Raw genomic sequence first — 24,914 nt, 5'->3', positions numbered from 1 at the left:
TCATAATTTTATATGATTCTTTTGCCCTTTAAATTCCCAAAATGGATGTTAAATGGTTTACAAACAGAGGTGGACGATCATCCACTTATCTACTAACCTCCACCGTTAGTACAACAACACATCTCCACCATACTCTACTTCTTAATCAAAACGTTCTGTATCTAATCCATCCAAAATATCCTCTAATTCTGTAAGAAAATTTAGTTGTACAGGAGCAGGGATTTGCTCCATCCACTTTTTTATTTCTGGTAACTCCTCAGCCTCATCTATATTCGTTGGTTTTGGATGAAGAGTTGCCCACCATTTCTTCAATTCATCGATAAATTCATAAAAGTAGCGTTCAAATCTTTCTGCCCATTCTGCCCCTTCATCACCAGAAGTCTTTTGCATCATACTCCAGGCTTCCATCGCTGTTTCGAAATACTCATCAATCATCTTCATGTGGAACTCCTTTCTACATACTGTTATTTTCTTTCATTCTCTCATTGTAACAGTAGAAAGCTATGGTCGGTACTAATGACACCTCGTTGTTCATCTGAACATTTTTTTTAAACATAATTATCATTTCTAATTGAACAACCCTCCTCGTTAGTAAAAAAGCGACTGCTCTTATTGAACAATCGCTCCAAGTAATTGAATGATAATTTTTCATTGTTTCATATTCTTTTAAGGGTAGCTTTTTTGCTTAAGGTTTTTAATTTATACATATTTTTATCCGCAATCTTAATTAGACTATCCATATCTTTTCCATCATTTGGATAAATTAGTTTTGGGGAAATCTCCTCAATAAATCGTCTATTATAAAGCCCAGTTAAATAGTCTTTTTCGGAATAAAACTTAGCCTTGTCATATTGTTTCCCAGCCACCAGAGTATCATGGTAGTTACAATCAAAACGGTTGTATCTATGAACGTCCTAATCGAACTTTGAAGTGTTTTATAATTATTAGCAACATAAGGTATTCCAACAATTATACTAATTAAGGTTGTTACTATTCTTCCTTTGTATTTCAAGGTATGTATCACTCTTTCTTTCCGAATTAAAATACCTATTTTTTATTTTTATTATTTACAATAATGTTACATTATAGTTTTCTTAAAAATATTATCATAATCAAATCATAAAACTACTTGTTCATCCGTACCAAATGAGGCATAGCTATGACACTCACTTATTGAATAATGGTGCACCTCTTAATGCGGATCTTTGCTTTTGCCAAGAGACGCTGGAAACACTTTAAACTCACTAAACTAAATTGAGAATTACGCCTCACTAAAGGTCATTAGCGATAAGTCAAAATTTTGGCGTTATCCCTTTAACAAAACAACGTTCGCCTACATAGGTTAATTTATCTTCACTTAATTTTATTGGTGTTCCGAATGTAGTAAAATAGGGATCGTTTACAATTAACCATATCTATGTATCTACAAAGTAAGTGCATGCTAATTGATAGTTCAAGACTGACTTAAAGGATTCTCAACTTCCTCCTCATCAACTCTATCGAACTTTAGATTATTTCCAGGATATTTATCTACTCGTGGAGTTTTCCAGTTTATCTACTTCAAAAACCCCTTGTCCCATCTTACTTGGCAATACTAGAGTCTATATAAGAACGGAGGAACAAGCGTTGTTTGAAAAAACGTACAGAAATCTACCTGTTTACTGGCCTTACCTAAATCAGACTTGTCCGTGCTATCTCTGTTACTCTATTCTGTTTCCTAAACCCTCAATGCACTTGTCAGGACCAATATTTCCAATACAAATAGCACCTTTCTTATCAGTACAATCCGTACCTATACCATTTATTTGGTGTAACTTATCCAAAACTATTTATGGTCTTCAACCAGGTAACTACGTGACCAACACCAAGCCTATCGATTTGCTGGTTTTCGCCCCTCATCCCGACGACGAGACGCTAGGGACAGCGGGCGTGATCATGCGCGCAGTGGCGGCAGGAAAGCGGGTTCATGTTGTTATTTTTACGAATGGAGATGGTTACCCGAGGGCTGCCTCCCAGCTGCTCAAGAAGAATATTGACGAGCTCCGTCCCGAGGATTACTTCGAATTGGCGCGGGTGCGCCAGTTTGAAGTGTATGCTGCTACGGCAGAGTTGGGACTAAAGCCGTCGGATATTACCTTCCTGGGCTATCCCGATGCCGGACTGGATCGTGTTTATAAGTCCGAGGGCCCCGAGCCTTTCCAGCAACGCTTTACCCTGATGAGAAAAACGTATAGCATAGTACACCCGGACTATCACTCGCTTGTTTATGGCATGCCTGCGCCCTATCTGAAGGAGTTTGCCCTCTCCGATACAATGGACCTGATTAGGTGTCTGCAACCAAAGGAAATCTACGTCACCGACGGTGCGGATGGGCACCCCGATCATCAGGCAGCTTACTTGTTTGTTCGTGACGCCGTGCAGGCGACTGGTTACAGAGGCCACGTGTATACCTATTTGATCCACAGCGGACCAGACTCCCAATGGCCATGGCCACGTGGGATTACCCCCAGATTGCCGTTTGAGGCACATGAGTATAAAGAAGAGCGAATTCCCAGCTTTGTACCGTGGCCTCCGCCAGTGCGGGTGCCAATGACCGAAACTGAAGCCATTCGAAAGTTGAAAGCGATTCAGGCTTATCGTTCTCAGCTTGCTACGGACAGGGAATTTCTCGAATCGTTTATAAAGAATGAAGAAATTTTTTGGTGAACGGGGTGGAGGTAATACTGAATAATATAAATCATATGCCTGGCGAGTGGTGACGAATATAAAACGCCTATGGTCTTAAATCAACCGTATGATTTTGGAGCACTGAGTAATTTGTGTATTGAATTTTAAATAGTTAATTTTATATAAATTACACTGTCCTTGTGATGATTCAGTTTCATATTTAACTATTTTAGGATGTTTTATTTGTTGTAGGATCCAAACCAAATCCATTAATTATTAGTGCGATAGAAATGTAAACGGGCTTGAATAATCCAAGCTCGTTTACTCTTATTTATTGGTTTTTTTCTTTTTAAGGATTTTACTTCACAATAAAGAAGCAATAAAATGCTGTTCCTTCTTATTTTCTTGTATGATAGCCATTTTCTCCATTTGGTTGGACCTGATCGAACCACTTCTCATCCAGTTTTCGCAGCTCTTCTTTTTCATTAAAGGATCCTGTTTCCTTCTTTTTGAGGACTTCCAAAACGTCAATTTCAAAGGCATCCCCAAAAACCGGATTGGGCCGATTATGTCGAATTTCCAACCTTAACCAGTCTTAACGTGTATTTTTCAATCAGTATAAAAAAAAGTAAACTTGCTGCTCGGATGCAGATCAGGTAACTCAATTTCCAATCGTCATGAAAAACTAATATCTTCATGTTCAAAAGGATCACATCGCCTAAAAGCAAAATAAAAAAAGGAACCACATTCCAATATTTCTTTTTTGGTATGTAAATACAAAGAATAACAATTACGGCCATACATACGTGATACAAAAAACCACTAAATAATGTACTGTCCCGGTAAATGTTTTCAACCCAATTTACATGAAAGAACTGTTTTCCAAAAAGCATAAGTACGCTTGATGGAGTTTGTAGAATGATCCATGAGATTGTCCAGAATGTTATGATTCGCGGGGATTTATGTCTTTTTCCATTTACTATGGAATACCACTTTTTCATAGTCATCATATAGATAAATGTTACAATGCCAGTCATATATGTGTGCCACCAATGGTGAGTGTAGACATCCGCTTTAAGAAACACAACCTCTACCAGCATGAAAACGATGGATATTAATCCAATCCAGCGGTATGAGAGCTGAAAAACCATTACACTAATCGCTGTTGAAGACCATAATGCTGTATTGGCTATAATATGCCCTATGATATTTTCGGCAAAAGGATCAGAATAAAGTCCGGGTTTATATGCGTAAGCATTTAGTGCAAAGAGTACAACAGCTTCACCAATCCATGACCAAGCAGTTGCGAATACAAAATATGAAAACAAATCAAATACTTTTCTTTTTTTATACATTGTATAGACGGTAATTACCGCCCCGATAACTATTAAACCGTAGTACCAGTATATATTTGGCATAGGTCGCTCCTCCTGTAAATCCGCGGTACCTCCCGGGAATGGGAATACAACATTTATGAACTCTCCCGGTTTTTATAGCCATGTTTATATTTCCAATATACACAACGATTCATACATAGGCATTATGCTATTTATATTCACCTATTCCACTCTGCGCCTGTAACTGCAGGTTAAAAGGCCATTCATTTCGTGGAATGGCCTTTTAACTTGCAGTTATGTTAACGCACGAACGATTAAGGATTACCTTTTTCTTTTTACTTAGCAAAATTCAATAATTGCCTCCCTCTCCAATACGCCATCGTATATCGCTAGATCTAGGTGGACCTATGGTAACTGTTTGATCGATAGGCTTGAGAACTTCAGCTAACTGGGGAGCATTAACACCATAAATTGCCTGGAACACCTCAGGAGGTGTCTTTCTTAAGATGTCGGACCCATATACGACCTGCGTGGAATTATTGTCGAAAATAGCCAACAAGTGGGTGTGATCCGTTACCGCAATTGCCCAATGCCACCAACCCATAGGGATATACACCGTTTGGGGTGGCTTAACACGGTAACTGAGTACTTGAAGGGTAAATGGATTGAGAATAGAAACGTCAGCTTCACCTTGTATCATATAGGCGAGTTCATTCGCGTTCGGATGCCAATGAGCCTCTACGCTATGTTCTCTACTCAAATAAACGTCAAAGATGCTTAAGTTTTGCATGACGGGAAACTGTTTAGCGGTTTGCTGAAGAATAAAGTTTTGACTGTTTTTCTGGAAGTATGGAGCACTTTTTAAGTCAAAGGATAAATTTAATGAAGAGGAGCTTAATATATCACTGGTGGTATACATCGGATACTCACGCCTTCCTTAATTGGATGATTATGGATTCAATCGTTAAGCCCACATACATAGATACATATAGATATGCATGAATCCAGAAATCGTGTTTCTAATGATTCCTGATTGACGAGTCATGATTCTTGCCCACTTGTTTCCAAAGACAAAGCCAAATCGTCAAATTATAATTGCGGCGACCTTAACCTTTTTATTCGCATTTACATTATCCAAAAACATAATCCAACACTTGTTCATCGGTTTGAAAATTGTTCCGCTGTTTATCCTCATCCCATTTCAATTTATCATTCCATTAATATTAGTTATTTGTTTACTCATAAAAAAATACATAATGAAATCATTATAAAAGAGTCCTACCGTTCATTTCCTACTAAAGTGAAAAAAGTCGTAGTAAGGTTCTAATTCTTGATATTACTACAAAATGACGTGTGAAAAGCACACGTCATTTTATTTTATTGTTAAACAGCCAAAAAATGATTGTTCCTAATTCTTTCTTTCAATACCCTGCCCCGTTAGATAAAGATCTACTTAAGTTATGTGTCGGGAAAAAATGTCGCCAGTGGTGAACGTCAAGGAGGCGCCCTGATCCTGGCGGCTTGGGGAAAAACAAAAAAAGACGCATTATTTAGCGCCAATTTCTTTCGTTTTGCTCTTATTAATGTACTTTTTGAGATTCCGGTCATTTCTTCTACTTGTTTTTTTGAACATGATCTGACGCTTCCAATTTGTGTCCGATTTTGTTTACTAGTAAAAGAAGGCAAAAAAAATAGACCGCATTAGCGATCCGACTTCCTAGGGTAAAAGCATCCTTTAGCACAATAAAAAGCCCAATAAGCAGCTCAAGATTCTGAATGAATGCGTAATATTTTAATCCCTTTTCAAATGATAGATTAGTTGAACAACGCCAGAGGTGAATGATTTTGTATTAACCAATTTCAAATTTACCCTTTCTTGTATATCAATAAACAACGGTTTTCCTTCGCCTAAAATAACAGGGTGAACAGATAATCTAAATTCATCAACAAGCCCTAAATGAATAAAACTTGTAATAAGACTGGCTCCGCCATATAACCAGATGTCTCTACCAGGCATATTCTTTAATTTATTGACTTCTTCAAGGATCTGATCATTGATAAATATAGCTTTTTTTTCAGTTCCTTTTTGCGTTCTGGAAAACACATATTTTTGTTTACTATGAACTTCTTCCCATAATTCTTTATCAGTTTGAGGATCTTCTGTTCCTGGAGTATATTGCCCCCATAAATCATAGCTCTTTCTCCCATATAAAATTGTATCAATTTGATTTAAAAAATGAATAAACCCCATGTCCGGGTCCATTATGCACCAATCAACTTCTCCATTTTCCCCTTCAATAAAACCATCTAATGTAACTGCTAAATCTAAAATTATTTTTCTTTGCTTTACCTTTAAAGACATAGTTCTCCCTCCTGTTAGTTATTTAAAGATTACATCATTAAATCTCGTTTTCTTATTTTTCTTCAATATCACGTATTTATAACGGATCAAATGCTTTTACTTTACTAATTCGATAGGCTATTAAATAGATAACAATCCAAATGAGAAAGGAATAAAAAACGTTCCATTTTAACATTGTATATAACCCGATCCACTCAAATAAAGGTTCACCAATAAAAGAAGTAAGTACGGAATAAATAACAGCTTTAATAAAGGGATTTATAGTTGGTTTAAATTGTAACCAAAGCATTATCGTTACTGGTATTAAAGAAAAGTCCCAAGGAAAAAATGACGGAATAGTTGGCAAGACTCTACCCGAATAATGCCAAGAACCAAATACAAGTCCTAAAAAGTCAAACCAAGAAGCAATACATAACGTGAAGCCTCCTGCTAAAAGCAATCTTGCTTCACTTCCACGCTTACGAATTCGTAACCATACCAACCAAGGAATGATGGATAGAGCTACTGAGAGCCAAAATTCCCAGTTCCATAGCGTGTGCTCTTTCCAATAGTAAAAAAGTCCACTTCGACCTGATGAATCCTTTGAAAAAACTCTTCAGAACTCCTAATTTCTTCTTTACTAATTAAAGGCTTCATCTAATTCACCCTTTGATCGAGATTGCTACTAGTATCCCCTTAAATTTTTTCATCTAACCTGCCGTAGTTCGTTCAATTTCTTTTAAGAAGCGAAAACGGTTTTCACGAGTTATAGCTCTGTTCAGATTTGGACTGGGCTGCTTATTTGCATAAAAAAGCACCGCAAAATACGGTGCATATTACCTAGTTTACTCTTTTTCTTCTCATCCATTTTGTTGCCGCCCATTTATCTCCAATGATAACAGGTGCTCCGCCATGCAATGTTAACTCGTTTAACGTAGGATCATTATAAAAATACTCGAAGTACACCGCCATACCCTTTTGTGGAGAGACTGAAAAATTTAGCTTTGGAAAATAAGTTTCTCCCCCTTGCTCTACATCATTTAAGTACATGACGAGTGTGCTAATTCTGGGATTATTAACAACATTAGAATTTGAAAAGAAATCAAAATGAGCTTTATACTCCTGACCCATTTTATAATTAAGAACTTGAAGACCTTCTCCATGTTCAACAGGAATATTCATGATAGAGGATATTCTTTTTTCAATTCTGGCAACAAGATCATTTTCGCCTTCTTGCAAAAACATACTGCTGCTTGTTCTGAGTTTATTTACCTCACGTGACCCTCCGATTTTTGAACGCTGAAGCTTGTCTTTTGATAACCCAATTAACTCATAACACTCTTCCTCACTTAAAACATTTCCTAAAACGACGACTAATGGTTCTTCTAATCTAGCAATTATGTGGATGTCTCTATCTTCTGTTTTAATTTTGTTACCAATGTGATGAAAAATAGTTTGTTCCTTCAACGATAATTCTTTCGAATCCATAGTCAATTTCCATCCACCCTATAATTATTTTAATTTTTAAAATAATTATATGAAGTGTCTGTTGCTGAAAGTACTATATTGTAAGATTTACCTTCCTTCTACTATTTATTCTGAAGTAAAAATTATTCCTCACTCAGGTTTAGTAATTGGTTGAATATTTTTCCTTTTATTCTTTGATGAATTCCTTTGTACTTCTCACTGTATCAATGGGGCGAACTAATTTTTCTATTTCTACACGTTTAGGCTCTAAGAAAGGAGGTAAAGATAATTTTTCCCCAAGCGTTTCATAAGGTTCATCTCCCATAAAACCAGGACCATCTGTAGCGAACTCAAATAAAATTTGCGGTGCCACTCTTGCGTATAATGACTCAAAAAAGTGACGATTTACATAACCGGATGTATGGAATCCAAAACTACTCATCCGTTCAATCCATTCTTCTAAAACAGAGCGATTCTCTACACGGAATGCCGCATGGTGAACCGTACCAAAGCCTTGTCGGGCTTCAGGAAGAATGGCATTATATTCGACAATGACCGAGGCACCATTCCCGCCTTCCCCCACTTCAAATAAATGGAATGCCCCTTCTTTATCTGTCTCTTTAAATAATAGGACTTTTTCCATCATTTCTTTAAAGTAATCAAAGTTCGCAATACGAACAAAAACAGAACCTAAACCAGTAATGGCATATTCCAGTGGTATAGGACCCTTTTGCCAAGGTGTACCAGATTCCACGCCTTTATTGAATTCATCTGAAATTAATTGGTATTGCTGATCATCAAAATCAACGAAAGAGAGAGTTTTCTTGCCAAATTGCTCTTTAATTCCAGTGTGCTTGACTTCTAAACGATCAAAACGTTTTACCCAATAGTCTAATGATTCATCACTCGGTACACGGAAAGATGTCTTTGAAATCTCGTTTGTACCATGTACGCCTTTCGGAATACCGGGGAAGTCAAAGAACGTCATGTCTGTGCCTGCGCTGCCTTTATCATCTGCAAAGAATAAATGATAGGTTTGAATATCATCTTGATTGACTGTTTTTTTAACTAAACGCATACCTAAAACATATGTGAAAAATTCATAGTTCTTTTCTGCACTACTTGTAATAGCAGTTACATGATGTATTCCTTTTAGATGGTTCAATATATATTCCTCCAAGATTTAATTTAAGATCAATGGTCGTAATTTTTCTTCAATCTCTTTTCGATTGGGTTCCAAAAATGGTGGAAGTGCTAGTTTTTCCCCCATTGTTTCCATTGGTTCATCTGTTGCAATCTGAATTTCTACCCCTTAGTGATACAGTAGAAATATCTGAAGTTCCCCTGTATGTTTGCCCAAGATGAGGAATGTCAAAGAACGTAACTTCAGTTCCTGGGGTTCCTTCCGCGTCAGCATAGAAAAGATGATAGGATTCTGTATTATCTTGGTTAACTGTTTTCTTTACCAATCTCATTCCTAAAATTTTTGTATAGAATTCATAATTTTTTTCCGCTTTTCCTGTTAATATTGATACATGATGTAGTCCTAAGAGTTCCATCTCATTTCACTCCTGTCACAATATTAACTTAATTCTTTTGTTCGAAATTAAAGTTCCCCTTTAATAGGTAATGGTCTCATAAAAGACCGATATTTTAGAACAAAAATGAATCTAGAGCATATTGACCGGGACCGATCAAAGCTATACCAATAGCAACTGCAAGTAAAGTTAAGTTGTATTCATATCCATTTGCTGTTGACCATAATCCGTTTGGAGCATGGACTTTTACAATAGCCATTACCATAGTCCCTGCAATCATAATTCCTGCAAGTGGCGTTAATAGTCCTAAAGCAAATAAAAGTCCCCCAATAAGTTCTGCTAACCCTGCGAAAAGAGCCATGGTCACTCCTGGTTTCATGCCAATGGATTCAAACCATCCACCGGTCCCTTTCAATCCATAGCCACCGAACCAGCCAAATAATTTTTGAGCACCGTGACCCACAAATAGTAAACCAATTACCAAACGAATGATTAATAAACCAATATTTATCATCTTAAAATCCTCCTAAATGTTATTTATCTCGAATTCGAGATAATGTATTAAAAAAAATGAAAGTTTAAACTTTATTCCTTACTTTTTTCAAAAGCTGCACCAATATCTCTGCCTCATCAGAATCTAATGATTTAAACATTTGATTAATAAGCTCATGATATTTCGGCATGATTTCGTTCATCAATTCATTTCCATTATCAGTTAATGTCACATGTATCACCCGGCGATCATCTGGACAGGCATTTCGGCTTAATAAACCTCTTTGTTCTAGCTTATCTAAACAATAGGTCATTGAACCACTTGAGACCAATATGCAATTTCCAATTTGTTGAATGGTTTGTTTCCCTTTTTGATAAAGTACCTCTAAAACAGAAAATTCCGTAATACCAAGCTTGTTTTTTGTCATTTCTTCCTTTATTCAATCATGAATTGCTTTAGATGTTTGCATTAATAACAGAAAGGGCAAATTATTGCATTTTCTCTCCATTAATTTCACCTCCATAAAAAATCTTGAATTAAGTTATCTTGAATATGAGATAATAATAATCCTTATAAATTTTTTTGTCAATAACATTTTATTATATTGAAAGAAACTGCCCCGTTAGCGGAACAAGGAAAAGAGTTGCAGCAGCAACTCTTAATTAAACACAGGCTACCGTTAGTGAAAAATCATAAGAATTTGTAAAGAGTGAAAAAAATGCCTCATTGTTTATCTGAACATTTTTCACACATAATTATCATTTCTAATTGAACAACCCTCCTCGTCAGTAAAAAAGCGACTGCTCTTATTGAACAATCGCTCCAAGTAATTGAATGATAATTTTTCATAGTTTCATATTTTTTTAAGGGTAGCTTTTTTACTTAAGGTTTTTAATTTATACATATTTTTATCAGCAATTTTAATTAGACTATCCATATCTTTTCCATCATTTGGATAAATAGCAAATCCAGCAGAAACTGAAATTTTTTTTTCTGTATTTTGGGATAGTTCTCTCAATCCGTTTTCAATCCTCTTAATCATTACTTCAGTTTCAGTTTGATCTGAGAAGGGGGAAATGATTAAAAATTCATCTCCTCCCCATCTTGCGATAATGTCACTGACGTTAGTGCTTTTTAAAAGTATAGTCGAAATATTTTCAAGTACCAGATCTCCATATTTATGGCCATATGTATCATTTATTTGTTTAAAGTCATTACAATCTAATATTAATATACTAAGTTGTTCGATTTTTTTCGCTGATGATATTAGTTTTGGGAAAATCTCCTCAATAAAACGTCTATTATAAAGCCCAGTTAAATAGTCTTTTTCGGAATAAAACTTAGCCTTATCATATTGTTTTCCCAGCCACCAGAGTATCACGGTAGTTACAATCAAAACGGTTGTATCTATGAACGTCCGAATCGAACTTTGAAGTGTTTTATAATTATAAGCAACATAAGGTATTCCAACAATTATACTAATTAAGGTTGTTACTATTCTTCCTTTGTATTTCAAGGTATGTATCACTCTTTCTTTCCGAATTAAAACCTATTTTTTATTTACCGTTATAAATAACCTGTATATTCTCCTAATATACCACATCCTGATGTTTTACATTAATCGTAATGTAAACTTGTTCAATAAGAAAAGCCGCATCAATGGCAGCTGGTTCTTTACTATAAGCACCAGTTAACCATCCATGAAGCTTTTCAGCAACTATATTTATTTGTTTTGATGAATAATATAATCCGCTGTCCGAATTGCCAATGCAACTGTTGTAAGTGTAGGATTGGCCCCTAAAGTCGGTAAGATACTGTTATCAGCTACATAAAGTCCTGAAATGCCGTGAATTTGACCGAATTTATTAACTGCTGAAGTGTAAGGGTCATTACCCATACGGCAAGTTCCCGATTCATGGTTATCATCCCCTGGTGCACGCAGATAAATCTTGGGCTTCCCGTCAATGATTCCTAAGGACGAAATAACCCTTTCCATTCCTGCAGCCAATTGCTGAATGACAACTCGATCCCGATTACTAAAATTGAAATGAGCCTGGATCTTTGGTACACCATATTTGTCTCTCTCATAGGGATCAAGAAAGATTCTGTTTTCAAATCGTGGTTCTACATTTCCATAACCATGGAAGATCATCTCTAACTCATCTTGAAGCGGTTTTTCAAGCATGCCAAATTCGATTTGATAAGGGTTTTCCATCGTATTTGGAATTAAAATGCCAATCCGACCTAAATCCTCTGGTAACAACTTCCGGTTGATTCTTCCAGTTGCACGTAAAGCAGAATGATCTAAAAGAAAGTGGCCGATTGCTGCCCCTGAAATCCCTGAATGAAGGAGGAGACGTGGTGTTTCAAAAGTACTTGCCGACAAAACAATCGTTTTTGCTTTGATCCAGTACGATTTCATATTCGGAGATACGACCTTCACACCCGCTGTTTTTCCTTTTTCAATAAGCAGTTGAACGGCACGAGCATTGACAGCGAGATCAAATGGCATGTAATTTAAAGCTTCTGCAAGAAAAAGGATGGAACTAAATACAGCGTTGGAATGGATCGCGCCATATTTAGTAGGTGTTATGTCGACAGCAAAAGGAATACTTGTCGCATTAAAAAATCCATTTGCCCAAAGACGGTTTAGAATGATTCGAGTGGGTAAACTCGATTTCGAAAAAGATTTATTCACATTCATGACCTGTTCAGCGATTTTGTAGTAAATATTCATCTCTTTTATTGGGATAGGCCATTGTGAAATAAGATAGGAAGGAATTCGAGGACTAGCTGCTGCCCACTGTATAGTCCGGCCCCCAAGGCCAAAAACTTGTTTTGCACCTGAAAATTCAGGAAGTCTTTTCCCAAGTGGTCTTGTTATAGAAGAAATATATTGTAATGCTCGTTCGCGGGAGAATAATCCGAGATTTTCAATATGTGTTGGCAACAATAGGTCTCCTGCTTCAATCATTCCAACTCGTTTTCCTTTATTTCTCCATTGATCACAAAGCCGCCATAAGGCAGCTCCTCCTCCTGCTCCACTCCCTACAATCAACACATCATAATCTGTTTGCGCCATTTTTTCTAACGGGGTGAGTGGAATCCAGGAATCAACAGTTTCCGGTGAGATCACCTGAGGGCAAGCCGGGGGAAAAGAAGCTTGTTTCTGTTTAATGGCAGATGAAGTAGAAAATTTACTGGAAGTATCCAGATAGGGATTATTTTTATCCCATTTTAATCCTATTTTATTTAAAAGCCTTTTTAATTCTTTTGCTGCAACCAAGAAGAAATCCCGATCAGCAATACCTGGCATACCCTTTGGTTCAATCGATATAAATCCGGAATATCTTTTCTCTTGTAATGAAGTAAGTAATTTTACAATTTCAGCGTCTCCTTTACCAGGCGGAACCACTTTACCAGTAGCTATTTGAGCATCCTTCAGATGAATGTAAGAAATATAAGGCTCTACAAGAGGATAGGCATGTGTCATTGGCAGCACTGAGGAGCGTAAAAAATTAACCGGATCAAACGCAAAACGAAGATTAGTGGAGTTGATACTTTGAAGAATATCAAGTGTACGTTCCCCGGTATCCCCATACATTGTCGTATCGTTCTCAAGAAGTAGGATGACACTTTCATGTTCAGCGATATGAGTCAGATCTTTTATTCGCCTTAAAACTTCAGCTCTAAACTTTAAAGGATTTTCTCCTTGAGGAATGATAAAAGAGCGAATCCGAATGTAGGGTGTACCAAAAAATTTGGCTAAATAAATGGCCCGTCTCATGTCATTAAGCTGTGGAATAAAATCATCTGTTATAGGAATAATCCCGATCGGTGAAGCGATGGAGGAAATGCGAAAACCTCGAGCATCCAGGCGTTTTTTTACTTCTGCTACTTCATCATCATTGAGTTGTAAAACATTTTTTCCTCCTACACCACGTAAATCAATATAATAAATCCCTTCGGAGGCCAAAGTATCCATTTGAATTTCCAAATCGGGTGAAATTTCATCACCAAAAGCTGTTAATGTAATCATGTGAAGGCACGCTCCTGATCCTGATGGATGATATAATCTGCTGTTCGAATGGCTAAGGCAACAGTCGTCAGTGTCAGGTTTGCCGAACCGATGGAAGGAATGACACTGTTATCAGCAACATACAGTCCCTCCACACCATGTATTTGCCCATACTTGTTGACTGCAGAGGTTGATGGATCAATACCCATTCGGCAGGTTCCTGAGTCATGATTCTGATCACCCGGCGGCATTAGACAGATGGAAGGCTGGCCCGGTTTCGAATACATACTTATACCACAAAAAGAAGATATCTGTTCAATTGCACCAGCAATTTCACGGATGATGGCTTGATCCTTTTCACTATAGGAAAAATGTATTTGTACTTCTGGCACCCCGAATTCATCCGTTTTATAGGGATCTAATGTAACTTTATTTTCAAATCTAGGTTCAACCTCACCAGAACAATGAAAATTTATTTCTAATTCCTTTAGAAAAGGTTTTATTTGGTATGGTTGATACCAAAAATATCCATTTGGTCCTCTTAGCTGTATTTGATAGTGCCTATCAGGTGTTGAAGGAATTAAAATGCTTAAAGTTCCTAAAGGTTCCGCAAACTCCTCACGGCTTATGGTTCCAGTGGCTAACACATAAGAATGATTCATTAAATAATGACCGATGGCTTGCCCTTTAATTTCCGAGTGAAGAAGCAACCGAGGTGTTTCAAATGTACTTGCGGACAATACAACGGTCTTTGCTTTTAAAATATAAGGTTTTTTTTCTGAAGATATGACCTTTACGCCAACTACTTTCCCGCTCTCAACTAGTACTTGAACGGCCCGAGTTTTTACAGTTAAATCGAATGGGCGGAAATTTAATGCTTTTGCAAAGAAATCGATTGCTCCAAAAAATATATCTGAACCCTCCTGTCCATAAATTCCAGGACCAAGTTCGGCGGCTATAGGAGCAGGAGCAGCTTCTGTTAAACCCTTCCACTGCAATCTATTCAACAATATTTCTGTGATCTGGGAACCTTTTGTATATTCTCTTGATACATTCATAACCCTTTCTGCAACTCGATAATAAGATTCCATCTCTTGGACCGTGACAGGCCATTTTCCAAGTTCTAACTGATTCAACCGTGGGGTGATTGCATTCCAAAATAAAGTTCTTCCTCCAAAAGCAAAAACTTGTTTAGCCCCCTGAAATTCGGGATTTAATCTACCTAATGGTTTTGATACATACTCATGAAGTTTGTTCATACGTTCACTATTCATTGTAGGAATATTGGCGGCTTGTGTTGGGAGCAAAAAATCACCAGATTCAACGACACCTACTTTTTTTTCATTTTTTCCCCATTGTTCGCATATTCTCCAGGTAACTGCTCCCCCGCCTGCACCAGTGCCAATAATCAAAACATCGTATTCGGTATTGGCCATCTGTTCTAAAGGAGTAGAAGGAATCCAATTATTCCTCAATGACTTCTCACATCCCTTTATTGATGCTTATCTATAATCAGAATCTGAAAGTTAACGAAAGTGATCCATATTAAAAAGGTAAAATTACAGATCTCGTCTCCTCATTCATATTATTCAAGATACCTAGTTATTCCTAGTTGTTAGAGCACAAAAAGAAGTAGCCAAGTGCTTTAAAAAAGCCTTGGCTGCTTATCCTATACAGATGAAAATGTATTCCCTTGGGAAACCCACATACGGCAACAACTAAAAGCTATCGTCTTTCACTTCTATTTTCTTTCCCCTGAAAAATGCCATGATGGTAATAAAAAGCATAGGAAGAACGACAAGGGTAGTAACAACTAATGGCCAAATAATAAATGTTGCTTCAACATGCTCCATCCCTGACTTGAACATGGTAAGTGTGAGAAGGAGGGTAATAAACGTAACAGGAAAGATAATAATCTGTTCATCCTTTAATTTTAATAATCTTGATAGGGTCACATTTAAAACAAACAGCATGATGGTTACTTTCATATAAGAACCGACAATCAAGGCGATCCCAATGAAAGACTCATTCCTTGTAATAATTTCCCTAATATTAATCAAACGTGCCAATTCAAAAAGTGAAAATTTAAATGTACCGGAAAGTGGTCCTAAAGCCATAATCGTGCAAAGAATAGAGGTAATGATTAAAAATCCTTGAAGCAAAAGAGCTGAGAACATATATTTTTTTAAAGACCCAGCCTTGTCCTTATTAACGAATGGAAGTAAAAATGAAAATAGGACTATTTCGCCATATGGGAAACCCAGTATGGAATAAGTACCATGTATAACCGGTTTCATTCCTTCTGGAAAAACAGGCAGGAGATTTCCTACGTGATAATTTGGTAAATTCAATATTAATACTAACAATGCAAAAATGATTGAATAGCAAAGAAGCAAAATAAACATTCTGGCCATTACCTCGATACCTGCTCTGACCGTTAATACAGCTACCAGCAATATGAGAACATGAAATACATAAACTGGTGTTTCCGTCATCATTGCAGTAGTGAAAAATCCTCCAATATCAATGATAATGTAAGAAATAACTAAAAAAAGCACGATCAGTAACGGAATACAAATACATAGCGTCATCCATTTTCCTAGTAATTTCCTGCTATAATCGATTAAAGTCCAATTAGGATTTTTACCAAATAAATATAAAATACATGCCAATAAAAATAATCCATAACCATTAGCAATAATCACTGATAGCCACGCTCCATTATTAGCAGCTAACGTCAAAGGCTGTGGGATGTTAATATAGGCAGATCCAAGCATAAAAGAGAGAAATAAACACGCCATTTGTCCAGAACTAACCGTTTCCACTTTCTTCAATTTATTCTCTCCTTTCCTATCCCATTAAGAGCTTATATGGGTACCTTGATAGCTTCGACAATTTTATGGGCAGGTTTTGAAAAAAAGAAGTGAACGAGTTCATCTAAATTTGGCCATGCTAAATCCAACACATAAACGCCACTAAGGTATAGGATGGGCAGTGCCAATAGTCCATAAATGATACGATCTCTACGATTTGATTGCTTTAATTTTGGAGCGTCGCAAAACAAAATACCTAAGCACACGATAACAAGAAAAACAGTTTTCTCAACCAATGTCTATTCCCCCGTTACTTTTTCGCCAATAGGCATGCCCGTACTTCTAATATTCACTTCAACATCAATGATAAATTGGAGGTCAGCAAAGATGTCATCCCAATCCTTTTCCCATTTTTTCCATAAGGCAGGATCTTGTTGATACAGTTTATTCCCAATTCCCAACACATCCACTTTCTCTTCCTGCATACGTTCAATCACTGATTCGATCTTCTCTTCTATTATTTTTTTTATATGATCTTCTAATTTTTTTTCTTCGCCAACATTAGTTATAGTAGTACAACTTAGTTCACCAATCGTTCCTTCAATTTTAGTCAACATGTGAATAGAGGGTCGTTTCATGGTGAATTTGGGAGTTATTTTTGTTTTTATATGGGAAGTTTCTAACGCTTCCATTTTCGAAGACTCTTGACTCCCATCATCCAAACAAGGAAACTCAATCATCCCGCTTTTAAATTTATTTATTAACATAAGTACTTCATGAACGTCACTCGGTTCTAGGAGTTCTGCCATTTTCCCTTTACTAATAATTGCCATTCCGCTGCTATAGAGAGCTTTTGGTTGTGCTTCATTCATTTTAAAATACGGGATTAATGCCGTTTTCGTTTTACTTTTTAATTGCAAATCTATATCTAACATGCTAGCTTTAATTGTCTTACCTGCATATTTAGTAGAACTTTCGATAATAGTTTGCAATTGCTGACTTACTGTTCGTTCAATAAACGGCTTTATTGTCAAATAGTCAGCGGCTTTTCCATTAGTAACAATAACCAACGTAGTGAGGCGAACATCTTCATTACGATTAAAAAAGGAAAGAATCTCCCCAATATCGTGATCCTTTGCAAACTCTTCTCCAATTAATATGACACGCATATGACTCCATCGGGGTACACGTCCTAAATATCGATTTATGTCACGAACTCCGTCAAAGACACTTTCATTTATCGTTTTTATATTTGTATAGGCTTGTTTTTCCCCGCCACCTACTCCTCCTGTCTTTTCTGTCGGTGAATAGGATTGAGCGTTTATTTCAATCGTGCCTTCTTCTGTTTGGTCTAAACTAATCCCCATTATAAATCCAAATTCCGTTAACTCCTTACTGTCCCAACACCCTGTTAAAGATAGTAATAAAAACATAATAGGCAAAGCTTTCATGGCGATTGAATTCATTGTCTACCATACTTTCTTAGGTGATTTAATTTTTACGCATTCCACGTACTCGTGGGGACTTCCACAATGTTTTAAGTGGTGCACGAATGAATACATCGAGTAACAGCCTCGGTCTGAATGGAGTTAGTGGACTAAAGTATGGCTGTCCTAATGACCTTAACTGTGTTATATGTAACATAATGAGCAGGTAACCGATCATAATCCCAAATCCCCCCAATACAGCAGCTAAAACCATCAAAGGGAATTGGAGAATCCGTAAACTGATAGAGATGCTGTAGTGAGGTATAGAAAATGAAGCAATTCCAGTTAATGCGACTAAAATAACAATAATAGGAGAAGCGATGTTGGCAGTAATGGCTGCATCACCAACTATTAATGCTCCAACAATACTTACCGCCGAACCAACTGGCCTTGGCAATCGAATGCCGGCTTCTCGGAGTAATTCAAAGAAAAAAATCATGATGATTGCTTCAACAAACGCCGGAAAAGGAAGCCCTTCTCGAGTATCAAGAATGGCCATTAAAAGGCTGGTTGGTATGAGTTCAGGATGAAAAGTGGTTAAAGCAACATAAATACTCGGTAATGTTAGAGCGATAAAAAAGGCAGCAATTCTTAACAGACGAATACATGATGAAAACACGACACGATGATAATAGTCTTCACTTGCTTGGAAGAATTCCGTTAATAATCCGGGGCAAATTAATATGGTTCCGGTACCTTGTACCATTACAACTATTTTCCCTTCTAATAAACTAGAAATAGCTACATCAGGTCGTTCAGTAGACCGATATTGGGGAAATGGTGAATAAGTTGAATCTTCAATCAACTCCTCAATATATGCTGTTTCTAAAACGTCTCCTTTTTTAGCAGCTTCGATCCTGTTTTTAAATTCAGCTAACATTTCCTCGTTAACCTTTCCCTCTAAATAACCAAAGGCGATCTCGGTTTTAGTAGCTCCTCCTGCTCTAATTTTCTCAATTTTAAAATGAGGGTTCTGTAATCGTGTTCGAAGTAACCCGATATTTCTTTGCAGGTCTTCAACGGTTCCTTCACGGGGGCCTTGTACCACAGATTCAGTGACAGGTTCAGTGACTTGTCGTGAGTTAATTTGACTCGCTTGCGCATAAGACAACACTTTGTTCCAACCATCAAAAAAGATCACAATGTGTCCTTGTAAAACGTTGTCCACAGCCTGGTCAAAGCTATCAACTAGAACAGCGTTTTGACCAGATATTCCATGTTGACTGAAAAATTTTATGACATCTCTCGGTGTAATCACCGTTGCTGGACCAACTTCATGTGGTACCAAATCCTGCATGGATTCTTTCATATAATTTACGCTTTTCTCTTGAACCAACGTCTCGAAATAAACCGAGAAAGCGTTATATATTAAATCCGGCCCATATTGCCACGGAAAGATTTTTAGATCTTCGCAATTAGAAAGAACAGCTTTTAACTTCTCTAGATTTTCGTTTGAATTTTTAGAGATTGTTGTAGATTCTTTAAAAAACATTACAGTAACCTCTTTTTTCTTTTATTGTCTTATTATGGTATAAATGTTAAGGATTATTCCGAAAAAGAAGGAAGGCTCGACTCCTGATTGAAGTAACGTTTTAAAATTGACTAATTCCCGTCCCTTTGAACACACTAAAATTAAAAAGTCATGGAGGTTATAGATTTGATTCTAACAAACCCAATAAGTGCACCAGAGGTGGGTACACTTTGGCTTACATACATAGAAAAAACCCTTATTATGAGAATATTGGAATACTTTATAGAGAAATCGGATGACCAAGAAGCTAGGAATATTATGGGCGGTTTGTGGCAAGAACTGAATTATTTTGTTGTGCAAATGGAAGAGATATTTACAAACCAAAAAATGGCGAAACCTGTTGGATATACAAAAGAAAACGTCAACGTAGAAGCTCCTAAGTTATTCGATAATGGATTTGATATTATGTTGGTCCGTATATTAAAAGAAGTTAGCATGGGTATGTACACCATTAATATGAATATGGCATATAACGATAAAGTTATTCAGATTTATGAGGGACTTACTTCTGTTACTCAAAAATTTTATAAATTGTCTACCCTTTATCTGCTAGAAAAAGGGATTCTTACCCTTCCCCCAAAAGTTACTATGCCAAAAACAACTGAATTTATTAGAAGCAAAAAGTACATGCAAGGATTTAAGCCTTTTGGTGACAAGAGGACTTTAAATGACATGGAGCTTGGTATTATTCACCATGGAATTGAGACAAATAATATTGGGATGCAATTGATTACTGGTTTCGCACAATGTGCAGTTAACAAAGATGTTAAACAATATTTTGTAAAAGGAATTGAACTTTGTAAGAAACAAATCAAAACATTCGAGGAAATGCTTTTAGAGAGTAATGTTCACTTCTCTGCTACATCTGGAAGCACGGTAACTACTTCTACAATGGCACCATTTTCGGATAATCTCATGATGCATTGCGTCTACCTTCTCAATGGATTTGGACTTGTAGGAGGTAGTTTTGGAACCTTTTTTAGTTTAAGAAATGATATATGTATAAAATTTTCATTAATTGCTAAAGATATATATTTCTACGGACAAGAAGGAATTGAAATTAAGATTAAGCATGGGTGGTTTGAAGAACCTCCACAAATGGAGGATAGGGCTCAAATAATAAAAGGTGATTGAATCAATTTGTTTTCTACCTGCTTTTTATCAGATAAAAAAAAGGCACCGCTCCCGATTGGGTTCGCTGCCTCTTTTTTCATAGCGATCATTTAACTTGCTCGTGTCTCTGGTGAAAGACTGCGAATCTCTCCATGATTCCTTTTCTTCTTCGTTTTCGGCTCGCCAAAATTTGGTGCCTTGATGGTCAATGCGATGAGTAATGAAACAATGCTCAGTACAGCAATAAGCTTAAAGGTCGGTATGAAACCACCTAAGGCAGAAGCAATAAATGATCCAGAAATGGCTCCAATTCCGAAGCCCTGATAAATGATTCCGTAATTTTTGCTCTGATTTTTCAAGCCAAAGAAATCAGCTACAATTGCAGGGAATATCGTAATATTACCGCCAAAACAAAAGGCAATCCCTGCAACACAGATAAAGAACAAGGCATAATTAAGCTGCACAAAGCTTAATACTGTTACTGCTGCAGCTGTTACAAGAAGTGCACCTGATACCACTCTTAAACGGCCCACTTTATCTGATAAGGCCCCGAGAATGATGCGCCCGCTTGTATTAAATATGGCAACCAATGCCACTGCATTACTTGCTGCTTCAATATCAAGTCCTACCAATCGAACACCAATATCCTTCACGATCCCAATCAAGAATAAACCACTCATGCACGCTGTAAAGAAAATAAAGAATAATAGGTAGGCTTGCTTTGTTTTAAGCATTTCTTTAACTGTATAATCTTTTTGGATACTGCCACCAACGGTTTGTGGCTCATAACTCATTTTTGCTTCCCGGACAAGGAATGAACCACCCACAACCAAAATCAGGACAATTACTCCCCAGTAAAAGAAGGCTTGAGACACACCAACAGATTGGATAAGTGAACCGTTAATGAACTTGAATAACAAACTGCCCGTACCGTATGCACCAACAGAAATTCCAGAAATAAGTCCTTTTCTCTCTGGAAACCACTTAATTAAATTAGATAAGGATGTGATGTAAGCTGTGCCATCTGCTGCCCCAACGACAACCCCTACTAAAATATAAAGCATCCATAATGATGATACCTGGGAACTAAGGATTAAGCCTGCCCCCAGCACAAGACCTGCACAACCAATTACACGGCGAAGCCCCCATTTATCCTGTAGCTTCCCGGCAAATAAAGTAGAGAATGCCAAGGCGAAGCTCGTAATTGAAAAAGTAATAGCAACTGAATTTAACTTCCAATGAAAGAGTTCTACTAACGGCTGGTTAAAAAGACTCCACGTATAGATGGTACCTAAACCCATCTGTACGATAATAGTTCCTAACACAATCAGCCATCGACGATCTGTATTTGATTTCATTGTGATCTCCTCTTTTCTTCCTTATAAAAATGATCATGTTTAACATCAGAATCTTTAATTGATTTTATTTACATGATCATCATAGCATTGAAAAAAAGAGAGAAACCGTTTTCAGAATGAGATGCCTATTATTCGGAATGAATGGAGGTTATAGATGCATAATTTGTCGAAACGCTTTCACTTTGCTTCGGCTTACCGGAATTTCCGCTGTAAGATCTTTCAGACGGAGCATGTAGGTTTGATTAAACCATGGAACAATTTCAAGGATTTTGGTCAAGTTAACTGTATACGAACGGTGACAGCGAAAGAAAAGATTCTCAGGCAATAGGGAATCGAATTCCGTTATGCTCATCGGCATGGTGTACTCCTCCTTTTTGGTATACACCAATGTAACTTTTTCGTTGGCGATAGCGTAATAGATATCATTCGCATCTGTTACGATAATTTTATCGTTCTTTTTCAAATTGATTCGATTAGAAGCCTGCGTTGGGAATTCTCTTTGCTGTCCTTGAGAATTCAAATGAGATTTAAGGTTGCTATTCGGGAGCGTTATTTCGACGTGATCTCGTTTAAAGGCAGATTCCAACCTGCTTAACATCCCAGCAATCCGCTTCTCGTCATAGGGCTTTAAAATATAATCAAAGGCCTCAAGTTCAAAGGCTTGTGCTGCATGCTCTTTGTAGGCAGTGGTAAAGACAATATAAGGCCTTTTTGTAAATTTACTTATGGTACTAGCTAACAACATGCCATTTAAGGAAGGAATATTAATATCTAGAAAGATTACATCTGTTTCATGCTCCTGCAAAAATTTTAAAACATCTAAGCCATCATCAAAGAAATGGGTCACTTCAATTTCACTATAGGCTTCCACTAAATACTCCAGTTCTTCACGAGCTGGAACTTCATCTTCCACAATAATCGCTCTCATAGGTTCTCCTTTACGATATCAAAAAAAACTTCTGTTCCTGGTGACAAGCGGTGAATGACCAATCCATGTCCATAAATGAGTTTCACTCGCTGGTGAACATTATACAAACCTATTTTGTTGGCCGGTACATCATCATGCAGCAAATGCTGAATGACATCTTCGCTAATTCCAGCCCCCGTATCCTTCACACTAATTCTTATTTTATTTACCATATCCTTAACCGCTATCGTCACCACCCCTGGGCCCTTTATCGTTAAGATCCCATGAATAATGGCATTTTCGACCAAAGGTTGGATGAGCAGGCTCGGGATATTTACATTTACTTCGTCAATATCGTATTCCACCGTTAACCGGTTGCCAAAACGCGCCTTCTCTATTTCAACGTAATCACGGACTTGCTCCAATTCTTTATGGATATCAATCAATTCATCACTAATTTCTAAATTGTAACGCATATAGCCTGAAAGATTAATAATCAACTCACGTGCCTTGTCCGGATTTCTGCGTGTGGTGGAGGCAATTGCATTTAGGGCATTAAATAAAAAGTGCGGATTAATCTTCGTTTGGAGCGCCTTCAGCTCCGCCTTGTTCGCACCTTCCCTAATTTGTTCAATCCGGGAAACCTCCATAAGTGTGGAAATGATTTGCGATAGTCCGATGGCCATCGTTTGCAACGAATAGGTCATTTTATAGGCTTTGCGGTAATAGATCTTAAGTGTACCCGTCACCTCGCCATGCTCCTCAAAGGGAACAATGAGCAGGGAGTGAATTTGGGGTGTATGGTGATCGGCCACTTGATTCCGAATGATGAATTTCCCGCTGTGAATCGCCTCTTTTGTCAAATCACTAATGATTTCCTGCCCGATTACATACCGTTCTTCACCAAAGCCAACATAAGCAAGCACATTATGCGTATCTGTAATCGCAACCGCGTCGGCCTTGATATCATTTTTTATAATACGGCAAATCTTCTTCAAAGAATCAAAATTAACAGATCGAAAATAAGGCAGTGTCTTGTTTGCAATATCTAAGGCTAACTTTGCCTGTCTCGCTGCAATCAATTCCTTCTCACCTTCGACGCTCATCACAAGCAATACAATTAGGCCAATGTTTACCTCTCCTACAATCATAGGAAAAGCGATTTTAGAAACAATGTCCAAACCTAGTTCAAACGGATTCGCCATCGCAAGAATCAGCACCATGGTCAATATTTCGGACAATATGCCGGCAACTATTCCATAAACCCAGCGCAAGGACCTCTTCACTCTTCGGTTAATATAACCCGAAACAATTCCCGCTAAAATGCTTGTAATGAGACATGGGATCGAAGTGGGTCCACCAATATCTATTAAATATCGATGGACTCCTGAAACAATACCGGTAATAATTCCTACCCAGGGGCCAAACAAGATTCCCCCCGAAACGACAGCAATAATCCTGACATTCACAAGTGATCCTTCCACATGAATCCCTGAATATGTACCAAATATGGCAAATAAGCAAAACACAAGGGTAATGACCACACGCTCGGTGGGAGAATGCTGTTCTTTTTGAAGAGATTCCTTAAATCTCGGGATCCGAATCATAAAGAACAGGCAAATCAAGAGCAAGGCAGCTCGTTCGAATAAATGGATCAGCATTTCTAATGATGTATTCATCTAAAGTTCCTTTCTTTTTATATCAAATCTTTTGTCTATTTGATTATCATTTACTTCACAACTAATCATACTACCAAAACCTATATCATCAACCAAAGTGTTTTTAGCATTGACTTCATTATTATTAACTAGAACAAGCAAATACATAGTTATACCATATATTGG

At 37.2% G+C, this 24,914-nt stretch carries 22 protein-coding genes and 1 pseudogene; 2 read left to right on the top strand and 21 right to left on the bottom strand.

Translation table 11 applies throughout. The features are described from left to right. Nucleotides 1-141: 141 nt before the first annotated feature. Entirely contained in the window at nt 142-441 is a 300-nt protein-coding gene (locus tag CCK98_RS17005; protein WP_088087648.1) for a hypothetical protein, read from the bottom strand. 1,185 nt (nt 442-1,626) lie between these two features. Between CCK98_RS17005 and CCK98_RS16995 the strand changes: the two genes are divergently transcribed. Continuing rightward, nucleotides 1,627-2,706, top strand: a complete 1,080-nt coding sequence (locus CCK98_RS16995; protein WP_088087646.1) for a PIG-L deacetylase family protein — start codon at nt 1,627-1,629, stop codon at nt 2,704-2,706. Nucleotides 2,707-3,064: 358 nt separating this feature from the next. Here CCK98_RS16995 and CCK98_RS16990 read toward each other — a convergent pair whose 3' ends face one another. The 17 genes and pseudogenes from CCK98_RS16990 to CCK98_RS16900 form a co-directional block, all read right to left on the bottom strand. After that, nucleotides 3,065-3,250, bottom strand: coding sequence for a hypothetical protein (locus tag CCK98_RS16990; RefSeq protein WP_088087645.1), 186 nt, complete (start codon nt 3,248-3,250; stop codon nt 3,065-3,067). Further along, nucleotides 3,234-4,085, bottom strand: coding sequence for a hypothetical protein (locus CCK98_RS16985; RefSeq protein WP_088087644.1), 852 nt, complete (start codon nt 4,083-4,085; stop codon nt 3,234-3,236). Before CCK98_RS16985 ends, CCK98_RS16990 begins: the two co-directional genes overlap by 17 nt. A gap of 268 nt (nt 4,086-4,353) precedes the next feature. Further along, nucleotides 4,354-4,923, bottom strand: a complete 570-nt coding sequence (locus CCK98_RS16980) for a cupin domain-containing protein (RefSeq protein WP_088087643.1) — start codon at nt 4,921-4,923, stop codon at nt 4,354-4,356. Between the two features lie 873 nt (nt 4,924-5,796). Continuing rightward, nucleotides 5,797-6,366 (bottom strand): dihydrofolate reductase family protein, encoded by a 570-nt coding sequence (locus CCK98_RS16970; RefSeq protein WP_088087641.1) that lies wholly within the window; start codon nt 6,364-6,366, stop codon nt 5,797-5,799. A gap of 76 nt (nt 6,367-6,442) precedes the next feature. Beyond that, a complete protein-coding gene (locus tag CCK98_RS16965; protein WP_088087640.1) occupies nt 6,443-6,805 on the bottom strand; it encodes a CBO0543 family protein in 363 nt (120 codons plus the stop codon). A gap of 380 nt (nt 6,806-7,185) precedes the next feature. Then, a complete protein-coding gene (locus tag CCK98_RS16960; RefSeq protein WP_088090441.1) occupies nt 7,186-7,833 on the bottom strand; it encodes a 2OG-Fe(II) oxygenase in 648 nt (215 codons plus the stop codon). Nucleotides 7,834-7,999: 166 nt separating this feature from the next. Beyond that, nucleotides 8,000-8,977, bottom strand: coding sequence for a ring-cleaving dioxygenase (locus tag CCK98_RS16955; protein ID WP_088087639.1), 978 nt, complete (start codon nt 8,975-8,977; stop codon nt 8,000-8,002). A gap of 138 nt (nt 8,978-9,115) precedes the next feature. Further along, nucleotides 9,116-9,371, bottom strand: a pseudogene (locus tag CCK98_RS16950) (VOC family protein); the annotation flags it as partial. 94 nt (nt 9,372-9,465) lie between these two features. Further along, nucleotides 9,466-9,864 (bottom strand): DoxX family protein, encoded by a 399-nt coding sequence (locus CCK98_RS16945; protein ID WP_088087638.1) that lies wholly within the window; start codon nt 9,862-9,864, stop codon nt 9,466-9,468. 64 nt (nt 9,865-9,928) lie between these two features. Beyond that, complete coding sequence (locus CCK98_RS16940; RefSeq protein WP_179195842.1) at nt 9,929-10,270, bottom strand: MarR family winged helix-turn-helix transcriptional regulator; 342 nt, start codon at nt 10,268-10,270, stop codon at nt 9,929-9,931. Nucleotides 10,271-10,696: 426 nt separating this feature from the next. Beyond that, nucleotides 10,697-11,359 (bottom strand): GGDEF domain-containing protein, encoded by a 663-nt coding sequence (locus CCK98_RS16935; protein WP_179195841.1) that lies wholly within the window; start codon nt 11,357-11,359, stop codon nt 10,697-10,699. Between the two features lie 207 nt (nt 11,360-11,566). Continuing rightward, nucleotides 11,567-13,882, bottom strand: coding sequence for a TIM barrel protein (locus CCK98_RS36400; RefSeq protein WP_256942386.1), 2,316 nt, complete (start codon nt 13,880-13,882; stop codon nt 11,567-11,569). Beyond that, nucleotides 13,879-15,336, bottom strand: a complete 1,458-nt coding sequence (locus CCK98_RS16920) for a GMC oxidoreductase (RefSeq protein ID WP_256942385.1) — start codon at nt 15,334-15,336, stop codon at nt 13,879-13,881. Before CCK98_RS16920 ends, CCK98_RS36400 begins: the two co-directional genes overlap by 4 nt. A 243-nt stretch (nt 15,337-15,579) precedes the next feature. After that, nucleotides 15,580-16,686, bottom strand: a complete 1,107-nt coding sequence (locus tag CCK98_RS16915) for a spore germination protein (protein WP_256942567.1) — start codon at nt 16,684-16,686, stop codon at nt 15,580-15,582. A 41-nt stretch (nt 16,687-16,727) separates the two neighbouring features. Continuing rightward, the gene (locus tag CCK98_RS16910; protein WP_088087634.1) at nt 16,728-16,970 is read right to left on the bottom strand and encodes a hypothetical protein; all 243 of its coding nucleotides are present in this window, start codon (nt 16,968-16,970) and stop codon (nt 16,728-16,730) included. A gap of 3 nt (nt 16,971-16,973) precedes the next feature. Continuing rightward, nucleotides 16,974-18,140 carry a Ger(x)C family spore germination protein gene (locus CCK98_RS16905; protein WP_088087633.1) on the bottom strand — a complete coding sequence of 389 codons (1,167 nt, stop codon included), beginning with the start codon at nt 18,138-18,140 and terminating at the stop codon, nt 16,974-16,976. A gap of 25 nt (nt 18,141-18,165) precedes the next feature. Beyond that, nucleotides 18,166-19,653 carry a spore germination protein gene (locus CCK98_RS16900; protein ID WP_088087632.1) on the bottom strand — a complete coding sequence of 496 codons (1,488 nt, stop codon included), beginning with the start codon at nt 19,651-19,653 and terminating at the stop codon, nt 18,166-18,168. A gap of 165 nt (nt 19,654-19,818) precedes the next feature. Between CCK98_RS16900 and CCK98_RS16895 the strand changes: the two genes are divergently transcribed. Further along, nucleotides 19,819-20,826 (top strand): DUF3231 family protein, encoded by a 1,008-nt coding sequence (locus tag CCK98_RS16895; RefSeq protein WP_256942384.1) that lies wholly within the window; start codon nt 19,819-19,821, stop codon nt 20,824-20,826. 89 nt (nt 20,827-20,915) lie between these two features. Here the strand turns inward: CCK98_RS16895 and CCK98_RS16890 are convergent, their stop codons facing one another. The 3 genes from CCK98_RS16890 to CCK98_RS16880 all read right to left on the bottom strand — a co-directional run bounded on the left by CCK98_RS16890 (nt 20,916) and on the right by CCK98_RS16880 (nt 24,749). Continuing rightward, nucleotides 20,916-22,163 (bottom strand): OFA family MFS transporter, encoded by a 1,248-nt coding sequence (locus CCK98_RS16890; protein WP_088087630.1) that lies wholly within the window; start codon nt 22,161-22,163, stop codon nt 20,916-20,918. Between the two features lie 148 nt (nt 22,164-22,311). Beyond that, nucleotides 22,312-23,091: a LytTR family DNA-binding domain-containing protein gene (locus CCK98_RS16885; RefSeq protein ID WP_088087629.1), complete on the bottom strand. Its 780-nt coding sequence runs from the start codon at nt 23,089-23,091 to the stop codon at nt 22,312-22,314. Continuing rightward, on the bottom strand, nt 23,088-24,749 hold the full coding sequence (locus tag CCK98_RS16880; RefSeq protein ID WP_088087628.1) for a sensor histidine kinase: 1,662 nt from the start codon (nt 24,747-24,749) through the stop codon (nt 23,088-23,090). Before CCK98_RS16880 ends, CCK98_RS16885 begins: the two co-directional genes overlap by 4 nt. Nucleotides 24,750-24,914 lie beyond the last annotated feature (165 nt).

Origin of the sequence: Bacillus sp. OV166 (assembly GCF_900177675.1) — a bacterium.
GTDB lineage: Bacteria > Bacillota > Bacilli > Bacillales > Cytobacillaceae > Neobacillus.
Note: the sequence above shows the minus strand (reverse complement) of the source record. Positions and strands in the feature narration are given on the sequence as shown.